Genomic DNA, 22,708 nt, shown 5'->3' with positions numbered 1-22,708 from the left:
ATCATGGCTCCCTGACCGCCTGATCTTCCGCCTTGTAGTTGAAGTATGCCCGTGCGCCGATGGCGCTTGCCGGTATCCAGCGAATGACCGGTACCCAGCGGCCCGTTGCCGCCAGGAAATCCTTCTGGTCGTTCTGCGCATCGCGGATGCGCGCCGGAATCGCCTCTTTCGCGCTCAACTTCAGGCTGGTCGCCGACCATCCACAGTCCTTGTCGGTCACAAAGCAATTGTTCCTATAGAAGAAGGCCTCGATCGGCATGCGCGCACCAACGTCCTGGGGCCATGCCGCCACGATCACTTCGTTGCGCACGAACAACTGCCTTTTGCGACGAACGTCCACGGCCTGCATGAAGGCTTCGGCCGTGTTGGTATATCGGTTGTCCTCTACACCGAACGCACACTGGTTCTGATCGGCCGTGTATTTCCGTTCGAACCATGCCGTGTCCGAATAGACGCCCTGGCTCTGGCAGATGGGCTTGCCTCCTTTGGAGTTGCACCTGTCGGGTGCCCCTGTCCAAGCATCTTGCGGGTAAATACAGCGCACCATCAGGTGCTCGTATCCCTTCTTGGGTGTGCCGAACCACGGATACACGATGAACCCATGGCCGGTCGGGAAGTTTTCGGGAAAGTTCGAGTCCTGTCGCAGCCATGAAAAGGAGACGCCCCAACCCGCCGTCGCGGGATTCGGAATCCAGGAGCGATAGGCCTTCGAATACTCTGTGGCTCGCATGAGGATGCCGGAACACAGGAATGCCGGATGCGGATGGCCTGCATCGTCCTTTCCGCAGTCGTAGATCTTTTCGTCGAAGCGCTGCTGCAATCGATTCTGAACTGCAGCCCCGGAAAAATCCTTGCTTGGGTATCCGGCAAAAGCCGTTGCGTAAAGCGGAACAACGAGCGCCGCCATCGCCAGCGATGCAGCGACGAGCCATCTGTGCGGAGTGGCCATGTGGATACCTTCCCTGGCATCGAGCTCCCGTCCCTGGAAGCCCTTCGCGCATCACTTTGCGCCGGCCGCGCACCGATCGCCATGTGTCGAACGATGTAAGCCTCGCAGCTGCTTTTCCGGCCGGACCGAAGCAGACACTATGTGGATTCGAATGATTCTTCGTCCGCAGGCGCTATGGCACATAAAAGAAATGCCCTCGGGGTCTCCGAGGGCATTCTTGCTTGCGGCCGTTTCAGCGCCTAAGTGTTTTTCCAGATCAACGGCGCGCTCGAATGGCGCTTATCAAGGCGCGCGTGGCGCCGTCGAACTGAGTGAGGTCGCCCGGGTCCTTGTCATTGGCGAATGACGGGTAGATCTGCTTCGCGATGACCTTGCCCAACTCCACGCCCCACTGGTCGAAGGCATTGATGCCCCACAGATGGCCGAGCACGAACACCTTGTGTTCGTACAGCGCGATCAGCGCACCCAGCGAATGCGGCGTGAGCGAGTCGAGCATGAACACCGTGCTCGGACGGTCGCCCTTGAAGGTGCGCTGCGCCGCGAGCGCGCGGCGCTCCGCTTCGGTACCCGTCTTCGCCTCGGCAAGCGCCTCTTCGAAGGTCTTGCCAAGCGAAAGCGCCGCGGCCTGCGCCAGCAAGTTGGACAGCAGCACGTCGTGGTTCTCGCGGAGCGGGTGCGCCGGCTTCACCAGGCCGATGAATTCCAGCGGCACGGTGTCCGTACCCTGGTGCAGCGCCTGGAAGTACGCGTGCTGTGCGTTGGTGCCGATGCTTCCCCAGACCACGGGAACCGTGGGCTGCCGCACTTCGCTGCCGTCGTCCGGATGCACGTGCTTGCCCAGGCTTTCCATCTCCAGCTGCTGGAGGTAGGAAGGAAGGTCGGCCAGCGAATCGACATACGGTACGACCGCGCGGCTGCTGCGGCCCAGGATGTTGCGGTTCCAGATTTCCGCGATGGTGAGGAGAACCGGAAGGTTGTCCTTCCACTCCGCGGTACGGAAATGGTCGTCGGCCTCGGCGGCGCCGGCGAGAAGGTCGCGGAAGCCCTGCATGCCGATGGAAAATGCGATCGAGGCGCCCACGGCCGACCACAGCGAGAAGCGGCCGCCGACGTAGTCCCACATGGGGAGCACCTGCGATGCGCCCCACTTCTGCACCGCCTCCACATTGGAACTCACGGCGATGAAATGCTTCGAGGTCTTCTTTTCGTCGCCGTCGTTGGCCTTGAGGATCCAGTTACGGAAAACGCCGCCGTTGAGCAGGGTTTCCTGCGTGTTGAAGCTCTTGGATACGAGGATGACCAGCGTGTGCGCCGGATCGAGCTTCTTCATCAGGTCGGTCGCGGCCTGGCCGTCGACGTTCGTGAGGAAGTGGCTGGTGATGCCCTTTACGTGGAACTGTTCCAGCGCATGGACGGCGAGGCGCGGGCCAAGGTCCGACCCGCCGATGCCGATGTTCACCACATCGGTGACGCCGCTGATCAGTCCGACCGACGCGCCTTCGCCCTTGTGCACGGCGTTGACGAGGATCTCCATCTTGTCGAGCGCGTCGGCGACGTCCTTGCGAACCTCCGCCGGTGCCGCCGGATGTCGCGACGCGCCACCGCGCAGCGCGGTGTGCAGCACGGCGCGATCTTCGGAGGTGTTGATGTGCTTGCCCTCGAACATCGCATCGCGTGCGGCCTTCCATCCCGTGCCTTCGATATAGGCACCCACGGCATCGAGCGCGGCTATGTCGAGCTTCTGCCGCGAGATGTCGAGAAGGATGGGGCCCATGCGCTTGCGCAGACGTTCGCCACGGGCGTCGTCCTGCACGAGGTCACGGAGATGGGTGCCGGTAAGGCGGGAGGCGTGTTCCTCGAACGAGGGCAACGGGGCGTGCTTTGATTCCATGGCTTCCACTTGGCTGCAACGGAGGGAAGCGGGAATCTTACCGCAGTGCAGCGTAAGTGGATTGTATGGATGCCGCGCGAGCGGCAGGCGGCTCAGGCCGCCTGCTTCGGAATCGAATGGTTCGTGTGGGTGATGATGTTGTTTTCGTCAACGTACACGAGATCGGGCTGGTACTTGGCCAGCTCCGCTTCCGAGAGTCCCGCGAAGGCAGCGATGATCACGAGGTCGCCGACGGATACACGGCGCGCCGCGCTGCCGTTCACCGAGATGATGCCCGAGCCCTCTTCCGCACGAAGCGCGTACGTCACGAAGCGTTCGCCGTTGCTGATGTTCCAGGCATGGATCTGCTCGTAGTCGCGGATGCCCGCGGCGTCGAGAAGAATGCCGTCGATGGCGATCGAACCTTCGTAGTTCAGCTCTGCGTGAGTCACCGTGGCCCGGTGGATCTTGCACTTGAGCATGTTGAGGTGCATGGCGGTCTCTGGGGATGGGGTTGCTGCAAAACGCCCATTCTAACGGAGGGTTGCCCGTCCGTCGCGTGGGCTTCCTCTGTCGGTGCGCTTTATGGGGGACCCGGCCCGGAAACGCAAGTCCCCGTTTGTGAAGGGCTTCAGTCGAACGGCAGGTTGTCGATGAGCCGGGTACTGCCCAGGCGGGCCGCCACCAGGGCGACCAGCCCTTCCCGTTCGTCCGCACCGGGCTCGGCGAGGTCGTCCACCCGCCGGATAGCCACGTAGTCGGGGACGAAGCCCGCGCGCTCCAGACGCGCCCTGGCCGCGGCCTCCAGCGGTTGCCGGGCATGCCCCTGCTGGAAGAGGTCGCGCATCTGCAGGAGGGTGGCGTGGATCAAGGGGGCGCGGGTCCGTTCCTGTGCCGACAGGTACTGGTTGCGCGAACTCATCGCCAGGCCGTCGGCGTCCCGCAAGGTCGGCGCGGACATCACCTTCACCGGCAAGGACAGGTCGCGGACCATGCGCTCGATGACCTTGAGCTGCTGGAAATCCTTCTGCCCGAACACCGCGAGGTCAGGCTGGACGAGGCTGAAGAGCTTCGCCACCACGGTGGCCACGCCATCGAAATGGCCAGGGCGATGCGCGCCCTCGAGCGTATCGGTGATGACCGGCACATGGATGCTGACGCTGGCGGCGGGGCCGAACGGATATATCGTGGCCACGTCCGGCGCGAACAGGATGTCGCAACCCGCCTCCGCCAGCCCGGCCTGGTCCTGGGCCAGGGTGCGCGGATACCGCTCGAAATCCTCCCCGGGACCGAACTGCGTCGGATTGACGAAGACGCTGGCGATAACCCGGTCGGCACGCGCACGCGCCAGTTTCAGCAGCGAGTGATGGCCGGCGTGGAGGTTGCCCATGGTCGGCACGAAACCGACGGTCTGGCCCGCGGTGCGCCAGCCCCGAATCGCGGCGCGGAGTGCTGCGGCATCGGTAACGGTCTGCATGCTGGTGTCCTCAGGTGAAGCTGTGCTCGAGTCCGGGAAAACGCTTCTCCCGCACGTCCTCGGCAAAAGCGGCGATGGCGGCCTGGATGGAACCACGGCCAGCGAGGAAATCCTTGGAGAATCGGGGCCGCTTCCCCGGGGTCAGGCCTAGCAGGTCGTACACCACCAGCACCTGGCCGTCGCAATCCACTCCCGCACCGATGCCGATGGTGGGAATGGACAACTCCGCCGTGATGCGTGCCGCAAGCGCCGCGGGCACGCATTCGAGCACCAGGAGATCGGCACCGGCGGCTTCCACGGCCTTGGCGTCGGCCAGCAGGCGCGTAGCAGCTTCTTCGGTTTTCCCCTGCACCTTGTAGCCTCCCAGGCGGTTCACGGACTGGGGCGTGAGGCCAAGGTGCGCGCACACCGGGATGTTGCGTTCGGCGAGGACCGAAATCAGCTCGCAGACGCGGCCGGCACCCTCGATCTTCACCATCGCCGCCCCGCCCTCGGCGACCAGCCGCGCGGCGGCGTCCATCGCCGTGGCCACGTCGCGGTCGCTCATGAACGGAAGGTCGGCCACCAGCAGGGTGGCAGAAAGCCCGCGGGACACGGCCGCCGTGTGGTAGACCATGTCGTCGATCGTGACCGGCAACGTGCTGGCCCGGCCCTGCACCACCATGCCCAGGGAATCGCCCACCAGGGCCACGTCGATCCCGGCGGATTCCAGTTGCGAGGCGAAACTCGCGTCGTAGGCGGTGAGCATCACGATCTTCCGGCCCTCGGCTTTCATCGCCTTCAGGCCCGGCACGGTCACCGGCTTGCGCGCCGGCGCACTCGCATTTTCGACGTACACGCTCTGTCGCCTCATGGGTGGAAACCGGAATTGTCCGCCCAAAGTCGCGGTATCTCAAGGAAGACCCATGGCCGGCCTGAGTTTTGCCTCCCATTCCGCACGCGACAGGGCCTGATCCGCATCCGACGGTGCGATGCGTGCGAACACCTCGGGTGTTGCCGCGCGCCGGGCGAAACAGATGCCGGCGTAGCGCTCGTAATCCTCGAGACTGCGGTGCCGGCCGAGCCAGGGCACCGGCCCCGGCTGCGGCGCGTCACGCATGCCGAAGGCCGCTTCCGCCGCGAGCATGGCCTGCCTGCCCAGCTGCGCGCCATTCAGCGCGGTTTCGCCGCGCGCCAGGGCTCTGGCCTGGTCGTCCCAGACCTTCGGCATGCCCTCTCTTCCGTAGTAATGCCAGAGCACATGCCGGTGCGGATGGAAGAGGTCATAGCCATGCGTGTACGCGCGCACGGCGAGCGTGATCTCCTCGGTGTTGAAGTAATGGTCGGGGTCGGCGGGCACGTCGCGAACGAAGCTGCCGTCGGCGAAGGCGAATCCGCCGCTGAAGAAGCGCGCGGGAACCGGCGCCCTCCTTCCCGCGGGGGAATCGATGACCGTGGAGCGGGTGCGCACGACACCGGGGCCGCCGAACTCCACGAAATCGATCTGATAGCCGTAATCGCAGTGTTCGGGCAACGAATCGCCCGGTTCGTAAGCGGGTGGATGTCCGACGAGCACGGGGCGTGGGTGTGCGCGGGAACGCAGGCCTTCGAGCATCGCCACGAGGGTGGCATCCCAATGGCGCGCGAAGCGATGGTGCGAATCCAGCTGCAGCGTGTAGCGCTCGTTCGAAAAGCCTTGCTGCGCGCTGGCCCTCGCCCATCCGCAGCCGCGCGACTCGTGCATGGCGTAGTCGAAAAACCGCACGGCGGCGCCGCGACGCGAAAGCTCGTGATGCAGGCGACCGAAGGCGATGCGGCTGCTCAATGTGAATCCGCCGGACTCAAAGTCGCTGGGACGCTCACCTTCATCGTGCTGCCAGCACACCGAGACGTGCAACCGGTGTGGATGCCGCGCCTTGTCGACGAGATCCACAAGCGTGGGCAGCAGTTCGGGGTCCCGATAGGAGGGAATCTGCATGAAAATCATATTCCCCTGCTCGTCCATGCGGGATTCCACCAGGCGCCGTCCTGGCGCCGAACCATGCTACGCCGCAGTGGCGCGCTCAGGAAAGACGTTCGCAGCCCTGTGTATCAAGCGTTTCCAGCAAATTCGCCACGGGGCCGTGCCCGGGAATCATGAGCGCGGGATCGATGTCCGCCAGCGGCAGCAGCACGAAGGCACGCTGGGCCATGCGCGGATGCGGGATATCCAGGCGCGCGTCGTGGACGATCGTCGCGCCGTGGAGAAGGAGGTCGAGATCCAGGGTGCGCGGTCCCCAGCGTTCCCCGTCCCGCACGCGGCCGAATGCACGCTCCGTTGCCAGGAGCAGGTCGAGCAGCGCATGGGGCGACAGTGCCGTATCGACGGCAATGGCGGCATTCACGAAGTCCGGCTGGTCCACGACGCCCCAGGGCGGGGTGCGGTAGAAACCCGAACGTCCGGTCAACGCGAGGTCCGGATGATCCGCGAGCCGGGCGATGGCCGATTCCAGGGTGTGTCGCGCATCGCCGAGGTTGCCGCCCAGGCCGATGAAGGCGCGGGCGATCACGTGCCGCCCGAATCGCCCTTGCCACGCCCCACCGGCTTGCGCCGCCGGCGACGCTTCCTCGCCGGCGCGCCCGAAGCCGCGGCCGGCTCGTGGGCAGGTACGCCACCGCCACCCAGGGCGGCGGCCAGCATCTCCGGCGGAAGCTGCTGGGCATGCGCCCACCATTCGCCGAGTTCCCGCATGCGCGGCGACTCGTGCGCACGCAGCAGCAGGAAGTCGAAGGCGGCGCGGAAGCGCGGATGGGACATCAGGCGGAAGACGCGCTTGCGGTGGATCTGCTCGAAGCGCGGCTGCAACGCCCAGATTTCTTCCATGGTGAAGGTGAACCTGCGCGGGATGGCGACCCGCTGGCACTGCTCACCCACCACGTGCACGGCGGCGCGCTGCCATGCCTCGTTGTCGTCGTATCCCTGCGCGATCCACCCATGGGCCTGATCGCGCACCTCGCCCCAGAGGAGCACCGCATACAGGAAGGCCGGCGTGACCGACTTGCCTTCGGCGATGCGGGCGTCGGTGTTCGCGAGCCCCTGCTCGACCAGGGCGCGCAAGGCGTTGTCGCCGCGCTCCAGGGCCCGTGCGGTGGCCGGGAAGAGGAATTTCAGGAGGCCACAGGCCTCGAGCATCTTGAAGCTCTTCAGGCCGTGGCCGGCCAGGAACAGCTTGAGCGACTCGTCGAACAGACGAGCCGGCGCGGCGTCGGCCAGGAGGTGCCCGAGCGACGCGAACGGTGCGGCGGCTGCCGGATCGATGGTAAACCCCAATTTCGCCGCGAGACGCGCGGCGCGCAGCATGCGCACCGGATCCTCGCGATAGCGCAACTCGGGGTCGCCGATCAGGCGCATGGTGCGGTCTTCGAGATCGCGCATGCCACCCACGTAGTCGCGCACGCTGAAGTCGGAGATGTCGTAATAGAGCGCGTTCACCCGGAAGTCGCGACGCACCGCGTCTTCCTCGATCGTGCCCCAGATATTGTCGCGGACGATCCGCCCGTCGACGATGTGGCGGTCGCCTTCGCCGCCTTCCTCACCGGTGCCGCGGAAGGTGGCGACCTCGATGATCTCCGGGCCGAACACGACGTGGGCCAGGCGGAACCGGCGGCCGATCAGCCGGCAGTTGCGGAACAGGCCCTTCACCTCGTCGGGCGTGGCGTCGGTGGCGACGTCGAAATCCTTCGGGTGCCCGCCCAGCAGCAGGTCGCGCACGGCGCCGCCGACGAGGTATGCGGCAAAGCCGGCGTCGTGCAGGCGATACAGCACGCGCAACGCGGCCTTGCTGATGTTCTTGCGGGAAATGGAGTGCTGGTCGCGCGGTATGATGCGCAGCACCGGCGAAACGTCACTCCTGGTATCGGGATTCAAGCGGTCGAAGTCCTGGCGAGCGCCCCAGCGCCCTTCAAGTGGCTGCCCCCACCGGCTGCCGGTCGGGATGAATGGGCCAAATGTAACGAATTCGACCCGGTTCGACGAGCCGCAGTGAAAGCCGTTGCCGACCCGCCGAATTCCGCTATACTAACGCGCTTCGTACTCCATGTACGACCCGCTCCCTTCGTCTAGTGGTCCAGGACACCGCCCTCTCAAGGCGGGAACACGAGTTCGAACCTCGTAGGGAGCGCCACTTTCCTTCCGGCGCCGAACCGTTCGCATGACCTTTGTCGTTACCGACAACTGCATCAAGTGCAAGTACACGGACTGCGTCGAGGTCTGCCCGGTGGACGCCTTCCACGAAGGCCCGAACTTCCTCGTGATCAATCCGGACGAGTGCATCGACTGCACCCTCTGCGAGCCGGAATGCCCGATCAACGCCATCTATCCCGAGGACGACGTTCCGGCCGGGCAGGAGGCGTTCGTCGCGCTCAATGCGGACCTGTCGAAGGACTGGCCCGTCATCACCGAGCGCAAGGACGGCCTCCCCGATGCGAAAGAATGGGAAGGCAAGCCGGGCAAGATCGACCTCCTCCAGCGCTGAGTCCGCAACCCGCTCGCAACGCTACTTGAGCGGTCTTGGCGTTACTCCGGAATGTCCCTGTCGGCAACAAGCGAATTCGACACGTTCCGCGTAAGTACCAGGCAAAAAACGCCGCCCGAGGGCGGCGTTTTGCTACGTAGGGCGTCGTGTGCTTACTTGCTGCCCATCCGCGACTTCAACGCATCGATGACGCGGCGGACGCCGTCCGCATCGCCCTGGGCGCGAACTTCGCTGCCACTGCCACTTGGCGTGATGGCCAGCTGCACGGCGTGCGCGGCGCCCGAGGCGGATGCCGGGGCGTCCTTGGCGTCCTGGTCGGCATTCTTGCCGGCGCCAAACATGCGGCGGAAGAAGCCCGGGCGGCCTTCCGGCTTACCGCGGTTCACGGCGATCTGGTAGGTGTGCGTGGCGTCGTCGTGGGATGTGACCGTACCGAGATCGCCCACGCTCAGGAGTTCACCGATACGGCGATACGCGGCGTCGGCATCGTCGGCCAGGACGAAGCCGTCCGACACGGGCGCCGCGCCCTGGTTGGCCGCGCCGCCAGACGAAGCGCCCGCACCCACGTCGGGAATGACCAGCGCGGCGCTCGTCGAAGGCGTGTCGAGACCCGGCGGGATCTCCAGCGGAGCTTCCTGCTTGGACCTTTCCCAGTCCTTCTTGGAGCGGAACGCGCCGCAACCGGAAACGACCAGGACGGAGAGGAGCAGTGCCGGGACGACCAGCGCGTACGAGGTTTTCTTCATGTGAGTTCCGTAGGGTTGTGCTTCAGGCGGCAGACGCCAATGGTGCCAGAGCCGCAAGGGTTTCGCGTAGTCGTGCCAGCGCCGGACCGGGCTCGAGCTCTACCAAAGGCAGGCGTGGAGCCGCCAAACCCAGCCCAAGCGCGGCCAGGCCGGCCTTGACGGGGATGGGGTTGGGCGCGCAATTGAGGGCATCCACCAGTGGGGCAAGCCGGGCCGCGGCGTCCCGGGTACGCCCCGCGTCACCCGCACGGGCGGCATCGCAAAGCGTGCGGAAGGCTTCCGGCACGAGGTTGGCCACGACGGAGATAGTCCCCGCGGCGCCCGCCAGCATGGCCTCTGGGGCCGTGCCGTCGTCGCCGCTGAGGTAGACGAAATCGGCACGGATAAGTTCCGCGATGGCCCGGATGCGCTCGGCGTCGCCCCGCGCCTCCTTGATGCCGACGATGGCCGGATGGTCGCGCAGCGCGGCCACGGTCTCGGGCGCGATGTCGCAACCGGTGCGCGGGGGCACGTTGTAGAGGATGACGGGCAATCCACCCTCGTCGGCCACGGCGAGGAAATGCCGGCGCAACCCTTCCTGCGTGGGCCGCACGTAGAACGGCGCAACCACCAGCGCGGCGTCGGCGCCGAGAGCCTTCGCGCGGCGGGTGGTGGCGATGGTTTTCGCCGTGCCCGCCTCGCCGGTACCGGCAATGACGGGAACGCGGCCGTTCACTCGCTCCACTGCGAAACCGAGCAGGCGCTCGAACTCGTCGTGCTCCAGGAAGTGCGACTCGCCCGTGGAGCCCGCCACGACCACCCCCTGCGTGCCGCCGGCCAGCTGCTGGTCGAGCAGCCGCGCGAAGGCGTCGAGATCGAGTGAGCCGTCGGCGGCGAACGGCGTCGCCAGCGCGGTGATGCTTCCTGAGATATCCAAGGCGAAACCCGTTGTGTCATCAGCCTCTCGCATGTTACCGGGGCCGTTCCGGCGCGTCCATTCGGCGCCGTGACGGCCTGGGAGCACGTGTGTCTTGCTAGCGTGCGACACGGGCAAGTAAGCTGCCCCCAAAGCGTTGGTTCCGCGCCCCGCGGGACGCGCCATGGGTAAACCCGCCTTGAATCGTTCCGCAGCACGCAACGCCGCCTCCGACAACCAGCTCCTCATTTCGACGCTGTCGCCGGCGCATCGCGCGCCGATCCTGGCGCTCGCAAAGCGCATCGCGGACTCCGGTTGCAACCTCGCCGACGCCCGCGTCTCCACCATCGGCAACGACACCTCCGTCATGCTGCTGGCAGCCGGTGCCTGGGATGCCGTGGCCAAGCTCGAAACCTCGCTGGGCAAGCTCGGACGCGACGAAGAACTGCAGATCGTCCACTACCGCACCACGCCGCGCGAGCCCACCGCGCACCTCCTCCCCTATCTCGTCGAGGTGATCGCCGCCGATCGTCCCGGCATCCTGGTGAAGATCATCGAATTCTTCTCCCGCCGCGACATCAGCGTGGAGCAGCTTTCATCCATGCGTTACCAGGCGATGCAGACCGGCGCCGAGATGTTCCAGGCGCAGATCACCATCGGCATTCCCGCGGAAACGCACATCGCCGCGTTGCGCGACGATTTCCTCGAACTGTGCGATGGCTTGAACCTCGACGCCATCATGGACCCGGTAAAGTTCTGAACCACGAGGAGCGACAGACGTACGCATGACCGGCAAGGGCAAGAAGCTTCCCAAACTCGAAGGCATCCTCGGCGACGGCACCACGCTGTCCCTGCGTTCGCTCCAGGGCCGATGGGTCGTCGTGTTCTTCTACCCCAAGGACAACACGCCGGGTTGCACGAACGAGGCGAAGGATTTCCGCGATCTCTACGACGCCTTCAAGGCCCGCAATGCGGAGGTCGTGGGCGTCTCGCGGGACTCGGTGCGTTCGCATGCGAATTTCGCTGCCAAGTACGAGCTTCCGTTCCCGCTCGTTTCCGATGCCGACGAAACCTGGTGCAAGGCATTCGACGTCATCCACGAGAAGGTGCTCTACGGCAAGCGCTACATGGGCGTGGTTCGCAGCACCTTCCTCATCGATCCCAGCGGCCGCCTGGCCGCGGAATGGCGCGGCATCAAGATCCCCGGCCATGCGCAGGCCGTCCTCGAGAGTGTTCCACCCGCGTGACGGATACCGCGACACGCGGCTTTCCCCTCCGGCCGTCGCCGTGCGGCCGGCATCCGCAACCTCCGCATGAGGTCACTTCCGCATGACCGGAAGCAAGCGCATCTACGCCCTCGACACCAACGTGCTTCTGCACGACCCGACCGCCCTGTTCCGCTTCGAGGAACACGACGTCTTCATACCGATGACGGTGCTGGAGGAACTGGACGAGAAGAAGAAAGGCGGATCGGAAGTTTCCCGCAATGGACGCCAGGTAAGCCGGTTCCTCAACGAACTGATCGAGCGCGGCAACGGCCACGGTATTCGCGACGGGCTCGAACTCACCAACCCGCATGGGGTCAACCTGAAACGCGGCGCGGTGGGCAGGCTGTTCTTCCAGCAGCGCGCCGGGCACGGCAACGGCAAGGCCGACAACCAGATCCTGGCGTCGGTGATCGACCTGCGCGACCAGTTCCCGGACCGTCCGGTCATCCTCGTCACGAAGGACATCAACCTTCGCATCAAGGCGTCCATCTACGGAATCACCGCGGAAGATTACGAGAACGACCGCGCACTCGATGACTTCGCGCTGTTGTTCACGGGCTCGGATGCCTTGCCCGAGGATTTCTGGAGCCTCCACCCCGAACTGCGCTCCTGGAACGAGCGCGGCCGCACCTTCTACGAAGTGAGCGTTCGCGACGACGAGCTCTGGTATCCCAACCAGTGCCTCTACATGCCCGGCGAGAACGACGTGGAATTGCGCGTGCTCGAACTCACGGGCGACGAGGACGCACGCAAGGCGAAGCTGGTGCTGCTCGACGATCACAGCCACGCCGCGCATGGTGTCTGGGGCATCGCGGCGCGCAACCGGGAACAGAACTTCGCGCTCAACCTGCTGATGGATCCAGATGTGGATTTCGTCACCCTGCTCGGCACCGCCGGCACCGGCAAGACGCTGTTGGCCCTCGCCGCTGGCCTTGCGCAGGTCATGGACCAGCAGCGTTACCGCGAGATCATCATGACGCGCGCCACCGTCTCGGTGGGCGAGGACATCGGCTTCCTCCCCGGCACGGAGGAAGAGAAGATGACGCCATGGATGGGCGCCCTGACCGACAACCTCGAGGTGCTGGCCAATCCGGAGGAAGGCGGATCGTGGGGGCGCCAGGCCACGAACGACCTGCTCGCCTCGCGGGTGAAGATTCGCTCCCTGAACTTCATGCGCGGCCGTACGTTCCTCAGCCGCTACCTCATCATCGACGAAGCGCAGAACCTCACGCCGAAGCAGATGAAGACATTGATCACTCGCGCCGGTCCCGGCACGAAGATCGTCTGCCTCGGCAACGTGGAGCAGATCGACACGCCATACCTGACCGAGACCACCTCCGGCCTCACGTACGCCGTGGACCGCTTCAAGATGTGGGCGCACTCGGGGCACATCACGCTGAAGCGGGGTGAACGGTCGAGGCTGGCTGACTTCGCGTCGGAAGCGCTCTAGCGATACCGCTGGAGGGGCGGCGAGTCCATCGTCACGGGTACGGCACGACCTGGTCGGCCGGATCGAATTCGAAGGCTCGCCGCCCTACTTGTACGGGCAGGACAAGACGGACGATAGGCAAGCGGATACCGAGCGTGGCCTGAAAGTCCTTCTGGTCAGCCTGCGCGTTCGCCAATCCATTCTGGCCGGCCACGTAGAAGAACGCTTCCATCGGCACCTTCGCTCCTATGTCAGCCGCCCATGGCTGCACGATCACCTCGTTGTAACGCGTGAACTCGTCAGCGGGATCGGCCAGTGCCAGCGCCATCCCCTTGGCGGCTTCGAGGAAGATCGCGGCGCTCGCCGGTGTCCCCATGTCCATGCGGAAGCCGCACTGATGCGAATGCCTGTACGAGACGTCGAGACTTGATGCGACGCTCTGGAAATGGGCAACCCATGCCTTCGCGGTCACGATCGGAGGGACGTGATCCTGACAAGGTTTGCTGGCCGCGGGGTAATTCGATGAAGGGCCGCACGCGTCGCTCCGGGCACCTGTCCAGCCATCCACCGGGTAAATGCAGCGCACCTGTGCCGGTGTCCTCGCGTCGGGCGCGGCGAACTGGGGATAGGTGACGAAGCCATTCGACTGGTAGAGCTGCTGAACGGGAAAATCGTGGCGGAGGTAGGTGAAAGACATCCCCCTGTTGGCTGCGGACTTGGGACTGGGCGTCCATGCGTGATAGTTCCCGGCGCGAGTTGCCCGCAGGAGTACCCCCGTACACAGGAACACGGGCCGGGTGGCGCCGCCGCAGTCGGTCACCGTCGAGCGAACGCGCGCTTCCAGGTCGTCGGCCAGCGCTGCGCCGCTGCGAGAGAGCGGCATCTGGTCCGACACGAGGAAATCGAACTCGGCGTCGCCACCTGGCCTTGTCGGCAGCGTGATCCGGATGATGGGCAGGATGCTGCCGCCCGATTTGTGGAAGAAATCTCGCTGGTCGCTCTGGGCCGCCGTCAGGCCGCTACTTCCCGCGATATAGAACATCGCTTCGACCGGCACCTGCGTCGAGACGTCCGATGGCCATGTCGCATAGAGCAGTTCCGGCGCTTCGCCGAACACCTGTTCGGCGAGGGCGGTTCGGATGAGCGGCACCTGGGCGAAGATGCGAGTCGTATCGGCGGTCGTCTTGCGCACATCGAAGCTGCATTGGTAACGGCCGATATCGCCACCTGGCGCCAGTCGCACATGGGCAAGCCATGCGCCCGCGGTCGCAATGCCCTGCCCCTGGCAATAGCGCGTCTGGTTGTAGTAGGTGGGATGCCTTCCGCAGCCTGGCTTGTCACGTTCTTCCGAACGCGCATACGCGGGGAACACGCAGACGACCTCGGGCCGCAACTTGCCTGCTGGCGTGCCGAGGGCGGGGTAGAGCACGAGGCCGTGTGTATCGCCCCGGGCGAGCTTCGAAAAGCCCATGTCGCGGCGCAGGATGGTGGCCGCCATGCCCCCGGAAACCTGTTCCTCCGGCGTGGGATTCCAGGCATGGAGCCGTTGGTCGGTGACTTTCGACGGGCGCAGGATAACCCCGCTGCACAGGAACGCAGGTGCCACCGCGGAGTCCACGCAACCTGTGGCCGTGTCGTTGAAGCGCTCGAGCAGCCGGGCGGCGACGTCTTCACCTCGTGCTTCTCCGCCGGCGAGGTCGCTGGGCATCGCTTCGCATGCCGCAACCATCAGCGCGAGCATCACCACGATCCTTGGCACAAGCCTGTTTTCCCTGGACATGTCGAACCTCCAGCCATCCTTGGCCGCGCAACATCACAGTCTGCCCACGCAGGCGTGCCAGCAATACGTCTGAAGACGTAGGGCACCGTCGCGCGTTTGCGGCCTCGGCTATGCTGGGCGTATGCCTTCCAAGCCCAATACGCTTACGATCGCCGGCTCCGACTCGGGCGGAGGTGCAGGCATCCAGGCCGACCTCAAGACCTTCCACGCGCGGGGGACGCACGGCCTCACCGCCATCACCGCGGTCACCTCGCAGAACACGCGCGGGGTCGTTGCAGTGCATACCCTGCCCCTCCCCCACATCCGCAGCCAGATCGATGCCGTGTTCGACGACTTCCCTGTCGCCGCCGTCAAGACCGGCATGCTCGGCAGCGCCGCCGTCACCCACCTCGTGGCACGGGAAATGCGGCGGCGCAAACCGGCGTGGCTCGTTGTCGATCCGGTCATGATCGCCACCAGCGGCGCGCGATTGCTGGACGAGGATGCGATGGATGCGCTCGTGAACCGGCTCATCCCCCTGGCCGACGTGATCACGCCCAACCTGCCCGAGGCCGAGGCCTTGCTAGGTCGTCCCATGGGGCGCGACATCGATGCCGCCGGGGCCGATCTGCTCGCCCTTGGCGCCCGGGCCGTTCTCCTCAAGGGAGGGCATGCACGTGGACGGGACGTGGTGGACCGCTACTACGACACCGACGGCGTGCTGGAGATCCGCCATCCGCGCCTGCCGTTCGAAGGCCATGGAAGCGGCTGCACGCTGGCCTCCGCCCTCGCGGCCGAGCTGGCTCGCGGCAAGCCTCCGCGTGCCGCGGCCCGCGCGGCGCTCACCTGGGTGAACAAGGCCTTCCGGCGCGCCTGGCGGCCGGGTGGCGGCACCGCCCACGTGCTCGGGCACTGAGCCCGGAGTATCCTAGGAACGTTGATACGGGCCCCGCGCGGCCGTATGTATCGCCCGTTTCCCCAGAGTCCATCGCATGAATTTCCTCGGGCCACGCTTCATCGTCCTGTACGTGCTGATCCTGTTCACGCTGTGCGTGTTGCTGGTGCACCTGCGCGGTCGCTCGCGCTTGCGCTTCGACCGCCAGCTAGTCGACCACTCGGCCATCTTCGCGCCGTACAACCTGCTGATGTATGCCTTCTCGGCGGTGCCCGCGCGGCCGATCCTCGACCGTAGCGGCTTCCCTCAGCTCGACCTCCTCCAGGCCAACTGGCGCACGATTCGCGAGGAGGCCCTGCACCTGTTCGACGAGGGCTTCATCCGTTCGGCGGAGAAGCACAACGACGCCTCGTTCAATTCCTTCTTCAAGCAGGGTTGGAAGCGCTTCTACCTGAAGTGGTACGGCGAGCCGCTCGCTTCCGCCGAGGCGCTGTGCCCGGAAACGGTGAAACTGCTGAACACCATTCCCAGCGTGAAGGCGGCGATGTTCGCCCTCCTCCCCCCGGGCAGCAAACTCAACCCTCACCGCGATCCCTTCGCGGGGTCTCTGCGCTACCACCTGGGTTTGATCACGCCGAATTCCGACGACTGCCGGATCTTCGTCGACGGCGAGATGCACGCGTGGCGCGACGGCAAGGACGTGGTGTTCGACGAAACCTACGTGCATTGGGCCGAGAACCGTACCGACCAGACCCGGGTAATCCTGTTCGCGGATGTGGAACGTCCGCTCAAGAGCGGCCTCATGACCGCCGTCAACAAACGCGTGGGCGCGTTCATGGGTTCCATCACCGCGTCACCCAACAGCGACGACGGCAAGGAGCAGGTCGGCTTCGTCAATCGCATGTTCGCGCTGAACCAGCGTGGCCGCGAACGCACGCGCCGCTTCAAGAAAGCGAATCCCAAGCTGTTCCGCGTGCTGAAGTACATCGGCATCGTGCTGTTGATCTGGCTCATATTCCTCGCGCCGTATCCGCTCGTTCGCTGAAGCGGCGCGGGCTTCCAACGCGCATTCCCCGGACTTCTGCGAAGAACCTAAAAAAAGCCCCGCTCGATGGCGGGGCTTTCGTGCGTCGACGGACTGACAACTTACGCCGTGGCGCGGATCCGCTCGACGATGGCGTCGCCGAAGGTGTCCGTGGTGCCGGTGCCACCCACGTCCGGCGTGGTGCGGTCGCGGGCGTCCATGACGTCGCGGATGGCGCTGCGCAGGCGCGTGGCCTTGGCGACCATGTCGAGGTGGTCGAGCATGTCGGCCGCGGCGAGCAGCAGTGCGCAGGGGTTCGCCTTCTTCTGGCCCGCGATGTCCGGGGCCGAGCCATGCACGGCCTCGAAGATGGCCGCGTCCTTGCCGATGTTGGCGCCGGGCGCGAGGCCAAGGCCGCCGACGAGGCCGGCGCAGAGGTCAGAGAGGATGTCGCCGAACAGGTTCGTGGTGACGATCACGTCGAACTGGTACGGATTCATCACCAGCTGCATGCAGGCGTTGTCGACGATCATCTCGCTGAATTCGAGATCGGTGTAATCCTTCGCGACTTCACGCGCCACGTCGAGGAACAGGCCCGACGAGGTCTTCATGATGTTCGCCTTGTGCACGGCGGTGACCTTCTTGCGGCCCTTCTTGCGCGCCATCTCGAAGCCGTAGCGGCAGATGCGCTCCATGCCGGGGCGGGTGTTGCGGATGACCGACACGGCCACCTCGTTCTCGCCCTCGCCTTCGCGCGTCTGGCCTTCGGCCATGTACGCGCCCATGGTGTTCTCGCGCACCGTGATGATGTCGATGTTCTCGTAGCGCGCCTTGGTGCCGGGGAAGCTGATGGCCGGACGCACGTTGGCGTACAGGTCGAACTTGCGGCGCAGGGTCACGTTGATCGAGGTGAAGCCGCCGCCGATCGGCGTGGTCAGCGGGCCCTTCAGGGCCACCTTGTGCCTGGCGATGGCGTCGATCGTGGCCTGCGGGAGGAGATCGCCATGCTTCTCGAGCGCCACCACGCCGGCGTCCACGTAGTCGTAGGTGAGGCCGCAGTCGAGCGCGTCGAGGACGCGGATGGTCGCGTCCATGATCTCTGGGCCGATACCGTCGCCGGGGATCACGGCAATGGTCTTGCTCATGGGGAAACTCCTGAAGGGAAGCGAAGCGCGCGAATGGGACGCGGGCGGGGAGGAAAATCGCCCAATTATCGGCGATCTGCCCCGCTTCCTTCAAGGATCGGGCGGTTCAGGCCGCCGTGTGGTCCGCGCAGGCAGCCGCGTCGGCGGAGGCCTCGCCTTCCAGGGAATCGAGGAAATCCACGGCGCGGCGGAGGTGCGGGATCACGATGGACCCACCCACCACGAGCCCGACGCTGAACACCTCGAAGAACTCGTCGCGATTCACTCCGGCTTCCTTGCACTGGGCCACGTGGTAGCTGATGCAGTCGTCGCAGCGCAGCACCATCGAGGCCACCAGGCCCAGCATCTCCTTGGTCTTCACATCCAGGGCGCCCTCGCGGTATGTCTGGGTGTCGAGGGCGAAGAAGCGCCGCACCACCTGGTTGTCCTCGGCGAGGATCCGCTCGTTCATCCGCTTGCGGAACGCGGTGAATTCCTCCACGCGATCGCCGGCCATCAGTGCGTCGCCTCGAGGATCTCGGCCAGGCGGCCGCTGCGGTCGGCCGCGGCCAGGTCGTCGAACCCGCCCACGTGCGTGCCGTTGATGAAGACCTGCGGCACCGTGCGGCGGCCGCCGCTCTTCTGCAGCATCACGTCGCGCTGGGCGTTGTCCAGGTCGATGCGCACTTCGTTCCAGGCCAGGCCCTTGGCCTTCAGCAGGTTCTTGGCGGCCACGCAATAGGGGCACACGGCGGTCGAATAAATGGTGATGTCGGGGGTGGACATGGAGGGTTTCTCCGGTCGGAATGGGCGCAAGATGGCGGCCACGAGCGGATTTTGCAAGGCAGGCGAACCCGCGGCCGGCACCGTGGTCAAAGCCATCCCACCGCCCCGCCCGTGGAAGGCATCTCATCGTTTGGTGATGGTATCGTCGTTCGACCTATGCGCCCGTCCTTTTCCCGTCTCGCCCTCACCGCCGCCATCGCCCTCGCGACCTCCATCGCGGGCGCCCAGGACGCCGTCCGCCTGCCCGACCTCGGCAGCTCCGCCAATGCGCTGATCAGCCCCCGCGAGGCCGACCAGTACGGGGCGATGATGCTGCGCCAGATGCACGCGCTGGACATGACCGTCGACGACGCGCTGCTCGACCAGTACATCAACGACCTGGGTTATCGCCTGGTCGCCGCGAGCGACCGGCCGAAGGACCATTTCGCGTTCTTCATCGTGCGCGACGACCAGATCAACGCCTTCGCGGCCCCGGGTGGCTATATCGGCGTGAATGCCGGTCTCATCGACATCACCAGCAGCGAAAGTGAACTGGCCGGCGTCATCGCGCACGAAATCGGTCACATCACCCAGAACCACCTTTACCGCGCGTTCGAAGACTCCAAGAAGAACGCCCCGCTCATGGCCCTCGTACTGCTCGGCGCCATCGCCGCCGGCGCGGGTGGAGGGGCCGGCGATGCCGCGCCGGCGGTGCTGATGGGCGGCCAGGGCCTGTTGCTGCAGCGGCAGATCAACTTCACCCGCAAGGACGAGGTCGAAGCCGACCGTGTCGGCATCCAGACGCTCGCCAACGCCGGTTTCGACCCGAACGCCATGGCGGGGTTCTTCGGCCGCATGCAGGACACGCTCCGCGTCGGCGAGGGCGAGGAAGCCCTGCCCGCCCTGTTGCAGACCCACCCGGTCACCCTCGCCCGTATCAGCGACGCGAAGGCACGGGCCCGGGTGCTCGAGGAGCGCCAGGCGAACAAACCGCGCCTGCCCACCCTCGACAAGGCCACCTGGGAAAAGAGCACGGCACCGGTGCTTTTCGTGAAAGACCCCACCACCCTGGTCAGCGCCGCGTCGAAGGCCCCCAAGGACAGCGTGGGCGACACCTATGCCTTGATGCGTGAGCGCGTGCGTGTGCTCTCGGGCGATGCCCGTAAGCTCACCGCTTATTACGCCACCAGTCTCAAGCGCAAGGACTTCGACACCGCCGCCAACCGGTACGGTTACGCGCTTGCCCTCATCCGAAGCAACCAGGGGGCCCTGGCGGTCGACCAGCTCCAGCCGTTGCTCGCCAGCCAGCCCGACAACGTGGTGATCCGGCTCGCCATGGCCGACGCCTACGAAGACGCAGGCAGGCACGGCAACGCCACGGCCATCTACAAGGCCCTGCACGACAACTCGCCCCGGAACAGGGCCGTGGCCCTGGGATACGCGCGGGCGCTGGCCAACAGCGGCCGCACCGACGACGCCCGGGCCGCCACCGCCATGCTCCGGCCGTTGCTCGACGACAGCGACGATCCCGAGATATTCCGTACCTTCGCCCGGGCCAGCGAACGGTCGGGCGACACCGTGCGGGCTGCCGAGGCCTACGCCGACAGCGCCTACCTTTCCGGCCGCCCGTTCGACGCGATGGAGCAGCTGCGCCGCCTGCTCAAGCGCGACGACCTCGATTATTACCAGCGCTCGCGCATCCAGGCCCGCATCAGCGACCTCACGCCCCTCCTCCTGGAGCTACGGAAGAAGCGGGTGGCTACCGATGACAACCCGGACGGCCGCAGCCAGTAGCAACCGGGCTCCTCCTGTGCGCCATGTAGGCACATTCCCGGCCAATGTGACGATTGTCATTGCCGTGTAACACAGCACGGCTGCAATATGACCGTCATAGCCAATGAATGGTCACAGCGTGCATAAGCGCATCCTCATCGTGGAAGACGAAGCTTCGATTCGCGACATGGTCGCCTTCGCGCTTCGCAAGGCGGGCATGGACGCGGCGCACGCCGCCGACGCCCGCGCCGCACAGATGGCCATTTCGGAGCGGGTCCCGGACCTCATCCTGCTCGACTGGATGCTGCCCGGCACCAGTGGGCTGGAGTTGGCCAGGCGCCTTCGCCGGGAGGAGCTTTCCAGGGAGATCCCGATCATCATGCTCACCGCCCGCGGCGAGGAGATGGACCGGGTGAACGGCCTGGAGGCCGGGGTCGACGACTATGTCATCAAGCCCTTCTCCACCCGCGAGCTGATCGCACGGATCAAGGCGGTACTGCGCCGCAGCCAGGGCGACGACGGCTCCGGCGTGGTCGAACTGGGCGGGCTGCGCATCGACGGCCCGGCGCATCGCGTGTTCGCGGGCGAGGACGCCGTGCCCATCGGGCCCACGGAATACCGCCTGCTCTTCTTCTTCATGACCCACCCGGAGCGCGTCTATTCACGCGCCCAGTTGCTCGATCACGTGTGGGGCGGCAGCGTGTACGTGGAGGAACGCACGGTGGACGTGCACATCCGGCGCCTGCGCAAGACGCTGGAACCCTGGAAGCTGGACGACATGGTGCAGACCGTTCGCGGCGCCGGCTACCGGTTCTCGTCCAGTACCTAGGGATGCTCTGAGCATCCCTAGGTTTTCGCCGTCGAGCCGCGCTATGGTGGGTTACACCAGACCGTCACCGACCGAGCGCATGACCGACCGTCTCATCACCACCTGGCGATTGCCCGCCGCCTGCGCCGCCCTGCTCGTGCTGGGCGGGCTTGTCGGCGCGCTCGCCGGTTCGACCGCCACGGGCATCGCCGTGGTCGCCGTGGCGCAAACCGTCGTGTTGTTGTCTCTGTTCCGTCACAAGGCGCGGCCAATGTTGCAATCGTCCGCCACGCCCCATCCTGAGCATGACCGTCTGATGACCCGCACCCGCCGAATCGCTTCCCGCCTGCGCGACCTGCGCAGCGCGGCGGGCACCCTCCCCGACGCCGTGGTGCTCCTCGACCATGGGCTGCACGTTCGCTGGTTCAATCACGCGGCGGAGGACCTGCTCGGCCTCAGGGCGCCCCGTGACCGCGGCCGATCGATAGCTGACCTGCTGCGCAACTCGGAACTGGCCGAATGGCTGGCAGAAGGTGCGCGTGAACCGCTGAACGACGTCACCGCGCCGGGCCACCCGAACCGCCACGTCACCGCCACGCTCCTGCCCTTCGGCAGCCGGCAGCGCCTGCTGCTCGCGCGCGATACCAGCCACCTCACCCGCTTGGAGCAGATTCGCCGCGACTTCGTCGCCAACGTCTCGCACGAGTTGCGCACCCCGCTCACGGTGATCCACGGTTACCTCGAACTCCTCGACCCGGACGACGTACCCGAACTGGCACCGGTACTCGACGAGATGCGCGCCCAGTCCAAGCGCATGGGCCAGATCGTGGAAGACCTGCTCACCCTGTCGCGCCTGGAAACGCAGGACCACGTGGCCGAGGAACACGTGCAGATGCCGCCATTGCTGGCCAGCCTGCGCAAAGAAGCCGAGGCCCTCAGCCAGGGGCGGCACACCGTGTCGCTGGACATCGCCACGTCCTACGACCTGCTCGGTTCGCCGAAGGACCTGCACAGCGCCTTCTCCAACCTGGTGAGCAACGCCGTGCGCTACACCCCCACCGGCGGACGCATCGCCATCCGCTGGGCGGAGGCCGAGGGCGGCGCGCGGTTCTCGGTCCACGATTCGGGCTTCGGCATTCCGGCGGCGCATATCGCCCGGCTCACCGAGCGTTTCTACAGGGTGTCCTCGAGCCGCTCCCGCGATTCGGGCGGAACCGGCCTGGGCCTGTCCATCGTGAAACACGTGCTGAACCTGCACCAGGCGCGCCTGACGATCGAGAGCGAGCCGGGCAAGGGCTCCACCTTCGCCTGCGTCTTCGGCAGCGAGCGCCTGCTGGACGGGACGCGACTGCAGGAAGTTGCCGGCATCCATCCCTGATGGCTTGCTGCGTCGCCGCTTTCCCGCAAGATCGCCGATGAGCCACCATCGGCCC

General features: G+C 65.9%; 23 protein-coding genes and 1 tRNA gene. 10 read left to right on the top strand and 14 right to left on the bottom strand.

Translation table 11 applies throughout. The annotated features are described in order from the left end of the window. Position 1: 1 nt before the first annotated feature. The 8 genes from ACPYOD_RS10685 to pcnB all read right to left on the bottom strand — a co-directional run bounded on the left by ACPYOD_RS10685 (position 2) and on the right by pcnB (position 8,182). Positions 2-949: a hypothetical protein gene (locus ACPYOD_RS10685; RefSeq protein WP_481301723.1), complete on the bottom strand. Its 948-nt coding sequence runs from the start codon at positions 947-949 to the stop codon at positions 2-4. Between the two features lie 256 nt (positions 950-1,205). Beyond that, complete coding sequence (pgi, locus tag ACPYOD_RS10680) at positions 1,206-2,840, bottom strand: glucose-6-phosphate isomerase (RefSeq protein WP_481301722.1); 1,635 nt, start codon at positions 2,838-2,840, stop codon at positions 1,206-1,208. Positions 2,841-2,932: 92 nt separating this feature from the next. Further along, the gene (panD, locus tag ACPYOD_RS10675; protein WP_481301721.1) at positions 2,933-3,313 is read right to left on the bottom strand and encodes an aspartate 1-decarboxylase; all 381 of its coding nucleotides are present in this window, start codon (positions 3,311-3,313) and stop codon (positions 2,933-2,935) included. A gap of 137 nt (positions 3,314-3,450) precedes the next feature. Next, on the bottom strand, positions 3,451-4,296 hold the full coding sequence (panC, locus tag ACPYOD_RS10670) for a pantoate--beta-alanine ligase (protein WP_481301720.1): 846 nt from the start codon (positions 4,294-4,296) through the stop codon (positions 3,451-3,453). A gap of 10 nt (positions 4,297-4,306) precedes the next feature. Continuing rightward, a complete protein-coding gene (panB, locus tag ACPYOD_RS10665; protein WP_481301719.1) occupies positions 4,307-5,149 on the bottom strand; it encodes a 3-methyl-2-oxobutanoate hydroxymethyltransferase in 843 nt (280 codons plus the stop codon). 39 nt (positions 5,150-5,188) lie between these two features. After that, positions 5,189-6,253, bottom strand: a complete 1,065-nt coding sequence (locus tag ACPYOD_RS10660) for a GlcNAc-transferase family protein (RefSeq protein WP_481301718.1) — start codon at positions 6,251-6,253, stop codon at positions 5,189-5,191. Positions 6,254-6,338: 85 nt separating this feature from the next. Beyond that, the gene (gene folK / locus ACPYOD_RS10655) at positions 6,339-6,821 is read right to left on the bottom strand and encodes a 2-amino-4-hydroxy-6-hydroxymethyldihydropteridine diphosphokinase (protein ID WP_481301745.1); all 483 of its coding nucleotides are present in this window, start codon (positions 6,819-6,821) and stop codon (positions 6,339-6,341) included. Further along, positions 6,821-8,182: a polynucleotide adenylyltransferase PcnB gene (pcnB, locus tag ACPYOD_RS10650; RefSeq protein ID WP_481301717.1), complete on the bottom strand. Its 1,362-nt coding sequence runs from the start codon at positions 8,180-8,182 to the stop codon at positions 6,821-6,823. Before pcnB ends, folK begins: the two co-directional genes overlap by 1 nt. Positions 8,183-8,362: 180 nt before the next feature. Here pcnB and ACPYOD_RS10645 point away from each other — a divergent pair. Together ACPYOD_RS10645 and fdxA are read left to right on the top strand one after the other, a co-directional pair. Next, positions 8,363-8,438, top strand: a tRNA-Glu gene (locus tag ACPYOD_RS10645). A 27-nt stretch (positions 8,439-8,465) separates the two neighbouring features. Continuing rightward, positions 8,466-8,789, top strand: coding sequence for a ferredoxin FdxA (gene fdxA / locus ACPYOD_RS10640; protein WP_481301716.1), 324 nt, complete (start codon positions 8,466-8,468; stop codon positions 8,787-8,789). Between the two features lie 152 nt (positions 8,790-8,941). Here fdxA and ACPYOD_RS10635 read toward each other — a convergent pair whose 3' ends face one another. Both ACPYOD_RS10635 and dapA read right to left on the bottom strand, forming a co-directional pair. Beyond that, the gene (locus tag ACPYOD_RS10635) at positions 8,942-9,535 is read right to left on the bottom strand and encodes a hypothetical protein (protein WP_481301715.1); all 594 of its coding nucleotides are present in this window, start codon (positions 9,533-9,535) and stop codon (positions 8,942-8,944) included. A 22-nt stretch (positions 9,536-9,557) separates the two neighbouring features. Then, entirely contained in the window at positions 9,558-10,451 is an 894-nt protein-coding gene (gene dapA, locus ACPYOD_RS10630; RefSeq protein ID WP_481301714.1) for a 4-hydroxy-tetrahydrodipicolinate synthase, read from the bottom strand. Positions 10,452-10,614: 163 nt separating this feature from the next. Between dapA and ACPYOD_RS10625 the strand changes: the two genes are divergently transcribed. The 3 genes from ACPYOD_RS10625 to ACPYOD_RS10615 all read left to right on the top strand — a co-directional run bounded on the left by ACPYOD_RS10625 (position 10,615) and on the right by ACPYOD_RS10615 (position 13,148). Beyond that, positions 10,615-11,190, top strand: a complete 576-nt coding sequence (locus ACPYOD_RS10625; protein ID WP_481301713.1) for a glycine cleavage system transcriptional repressor — start codon at positions 10,615-10,617, stop codon at positions 11,188-11,190. A 25-nt stretch (positions 11,191-11,215) separates the two neighbouring features. Further along, complete coding sequence (locus ACPYOD_RS10620) at positions 11,216-11,677, top strand: peroxiredoxin (RefSeq protein ID WP_481301712.1); 462 nt, start codon at positions 11,216-11,218, stop codon at positions 11,675-11,677. A gap of 82 nt (positions 11,678-11,759) precedes the next feature. Further along, a complete protein-coding gene (locus ACPYOD_RS10615) occupies positions 11,760-13,148 on the top strand; it encodes a PhoH family protein (protein WP_481301711.1) in 1,389 nt (462 codons plus the stop codon). A gap of 31 nt (positions 13,149-13,179) precedes the next feature. On the opposite strand, the gene ACPYOD_RS10610 is transcribed toward ACPYOD_RS10615, so the two are convergent. Beyond that, complete coding sequence (locus tag ACPYOD_RS10610) at positions 13,180-14,907, bottom strand: hypothetical protein (RefSeq protein ID WP_481301710.1); 1,728 nt, start codon at positions 14,905-14,907, stop codon at positions 13,180-13,182. 121 nt (positions 14,908-15,028) lie between these two features. Here ACPYOD_RS10610 and thiD point away from each other — a divergent pair, with 121 nt between their 5' ends. Both thiD and ACPYOD_RS10600 read left to right on the top strand, forming a co-directional pair. Further along, positions 15,029-15,802: a bifunctional hydroxymethylpyrimidine kinase/phosphomethylpyrimidine kinase gene (gene thiD, locus ACPYOD_RS10605; RefSeq protein WP_481301709.1), complete on the top strand. Its 774-nt coding sequence runs from the start codon at positions 15,029-15,031 to the stop codon at positions 15,800-15,802. A 100-nt stretch (positions 15,803-15,902) separates the two neighbouring features. Then, positions 15,903-16,826 (top strand): aspartyl/asparaginyl beta-hydroxylase domain-containing protein, encoded by a 924-nt coding sequence (locus ACPYOD_RS10600; RefSeq protein ID WP_481301744.1) that lies wholly within the window; start codon positions 15,903-15,905, stop codon positions 16,824-16,826. A 101-nt stretch (positions 16,827-16,927) separates the two neighbouring features. Here ACPYOD_RS10600 and ACPYOD_RS10595 read toward each other — a convergent pair whose 3' ends face one another. From ACPYOD_RS10595 to grxC, 3 genes are all read right to left on the bottom strand, one after another. Continuing rightward, positions 16,928-17,950: an isocitrate dehydrogenase gene (locus ACPYOD_RS10595; RefSeq protein WP_481301708.1), complete on the bottom strand. Its 1,023-nt coding sequence runs from the start codon at positions 17,948-17,950 to the stop codon at positions 16,928-16,930. Between the two features lie 106 nt (positions 17,951-18,056). Next, positions 18,057-18,446 carry a carboxymuconolactone decarboxylase family protein gene (locus ACPYOD_RS10590; protein ID WP_481301707.1) on the bottom strand — a complete coding sequence of 130 codons (390 nt, stop codon included), beginning with the start codon at positions 18,444-18,446 and terminating at the stop codon, positions 18,057-18,059. Continuing rightward, the gene (grxC, locus tag ACPYOD_RS10585; RefSeq protein WP_481301706.1) at positions 18,446-18,715 is read right to left on the bottom strand and encodes a glutaredoxin 3; all 270 of its coding nucleotides are present in this window, start codon (positions 18,713-18,715) and stop codon (positions 18,446-18,448) included. Before grxC ends, ACPYOD_RS10590 begins: the two co-directional genes overlap by 1 nt. Positions 18,716-18,871: 156 nt before the next feature. On the opposite strand from grxC, the gene ACPYOD_RS10580 reads away from it, so the two are divergent. The 3 genes from ACPYOD_RS10580 to phoR all read left to right on the top strand — a co-directional run bounded on the left by ACPYOD_RS10580 (position 18,872) and on the right by phoR (position 22,653). Further along, positions 18,872-20,488: a M48 family metalloprotease gene (locus tag ACPYOD_RS10580; protein ID WP_481301705.1), complete on the top strand. Its 1,617-nt coding sequence runs from the start codon at positions 18,872-18,874 to the stop codon at positions 20,486-20,488. Between the two features lie 118 nt (positions 20,489-20,606). Beyond that, a complete protein-coding gene (gene phoB / locus ACPYOD_RS10575; protein ID WP_331546514.1) occupies positions 20,607-21,296 on the top strand; it encodes a phosphate regulon transcriptional regulator PhoB in 690 nt (229 codons plus the stop codon). Positions 21,297-21,375: 79 nt separating this feature from the next. Next, entirely contained in the window at positions 21,376-22,653 is a 1,278-nt protein-coding gene (phoR, locus tag ACPYOD_RS10570; protein WP_481301704.1) for a phosphate regulon sensor histidine kinase PhoR, read from the top strand. Positions 22,654-22,708: the final 55 nt, after the last annotated feature.

The sequence above is a fragment of the Luteibacter sp. HAY1-4A genome, from assembly GCF_056755355.1.
Note: the sequence above shows the minus strand (reverse complement) of the source record. Positions and strands in the feature narration are given on the sequence as shown.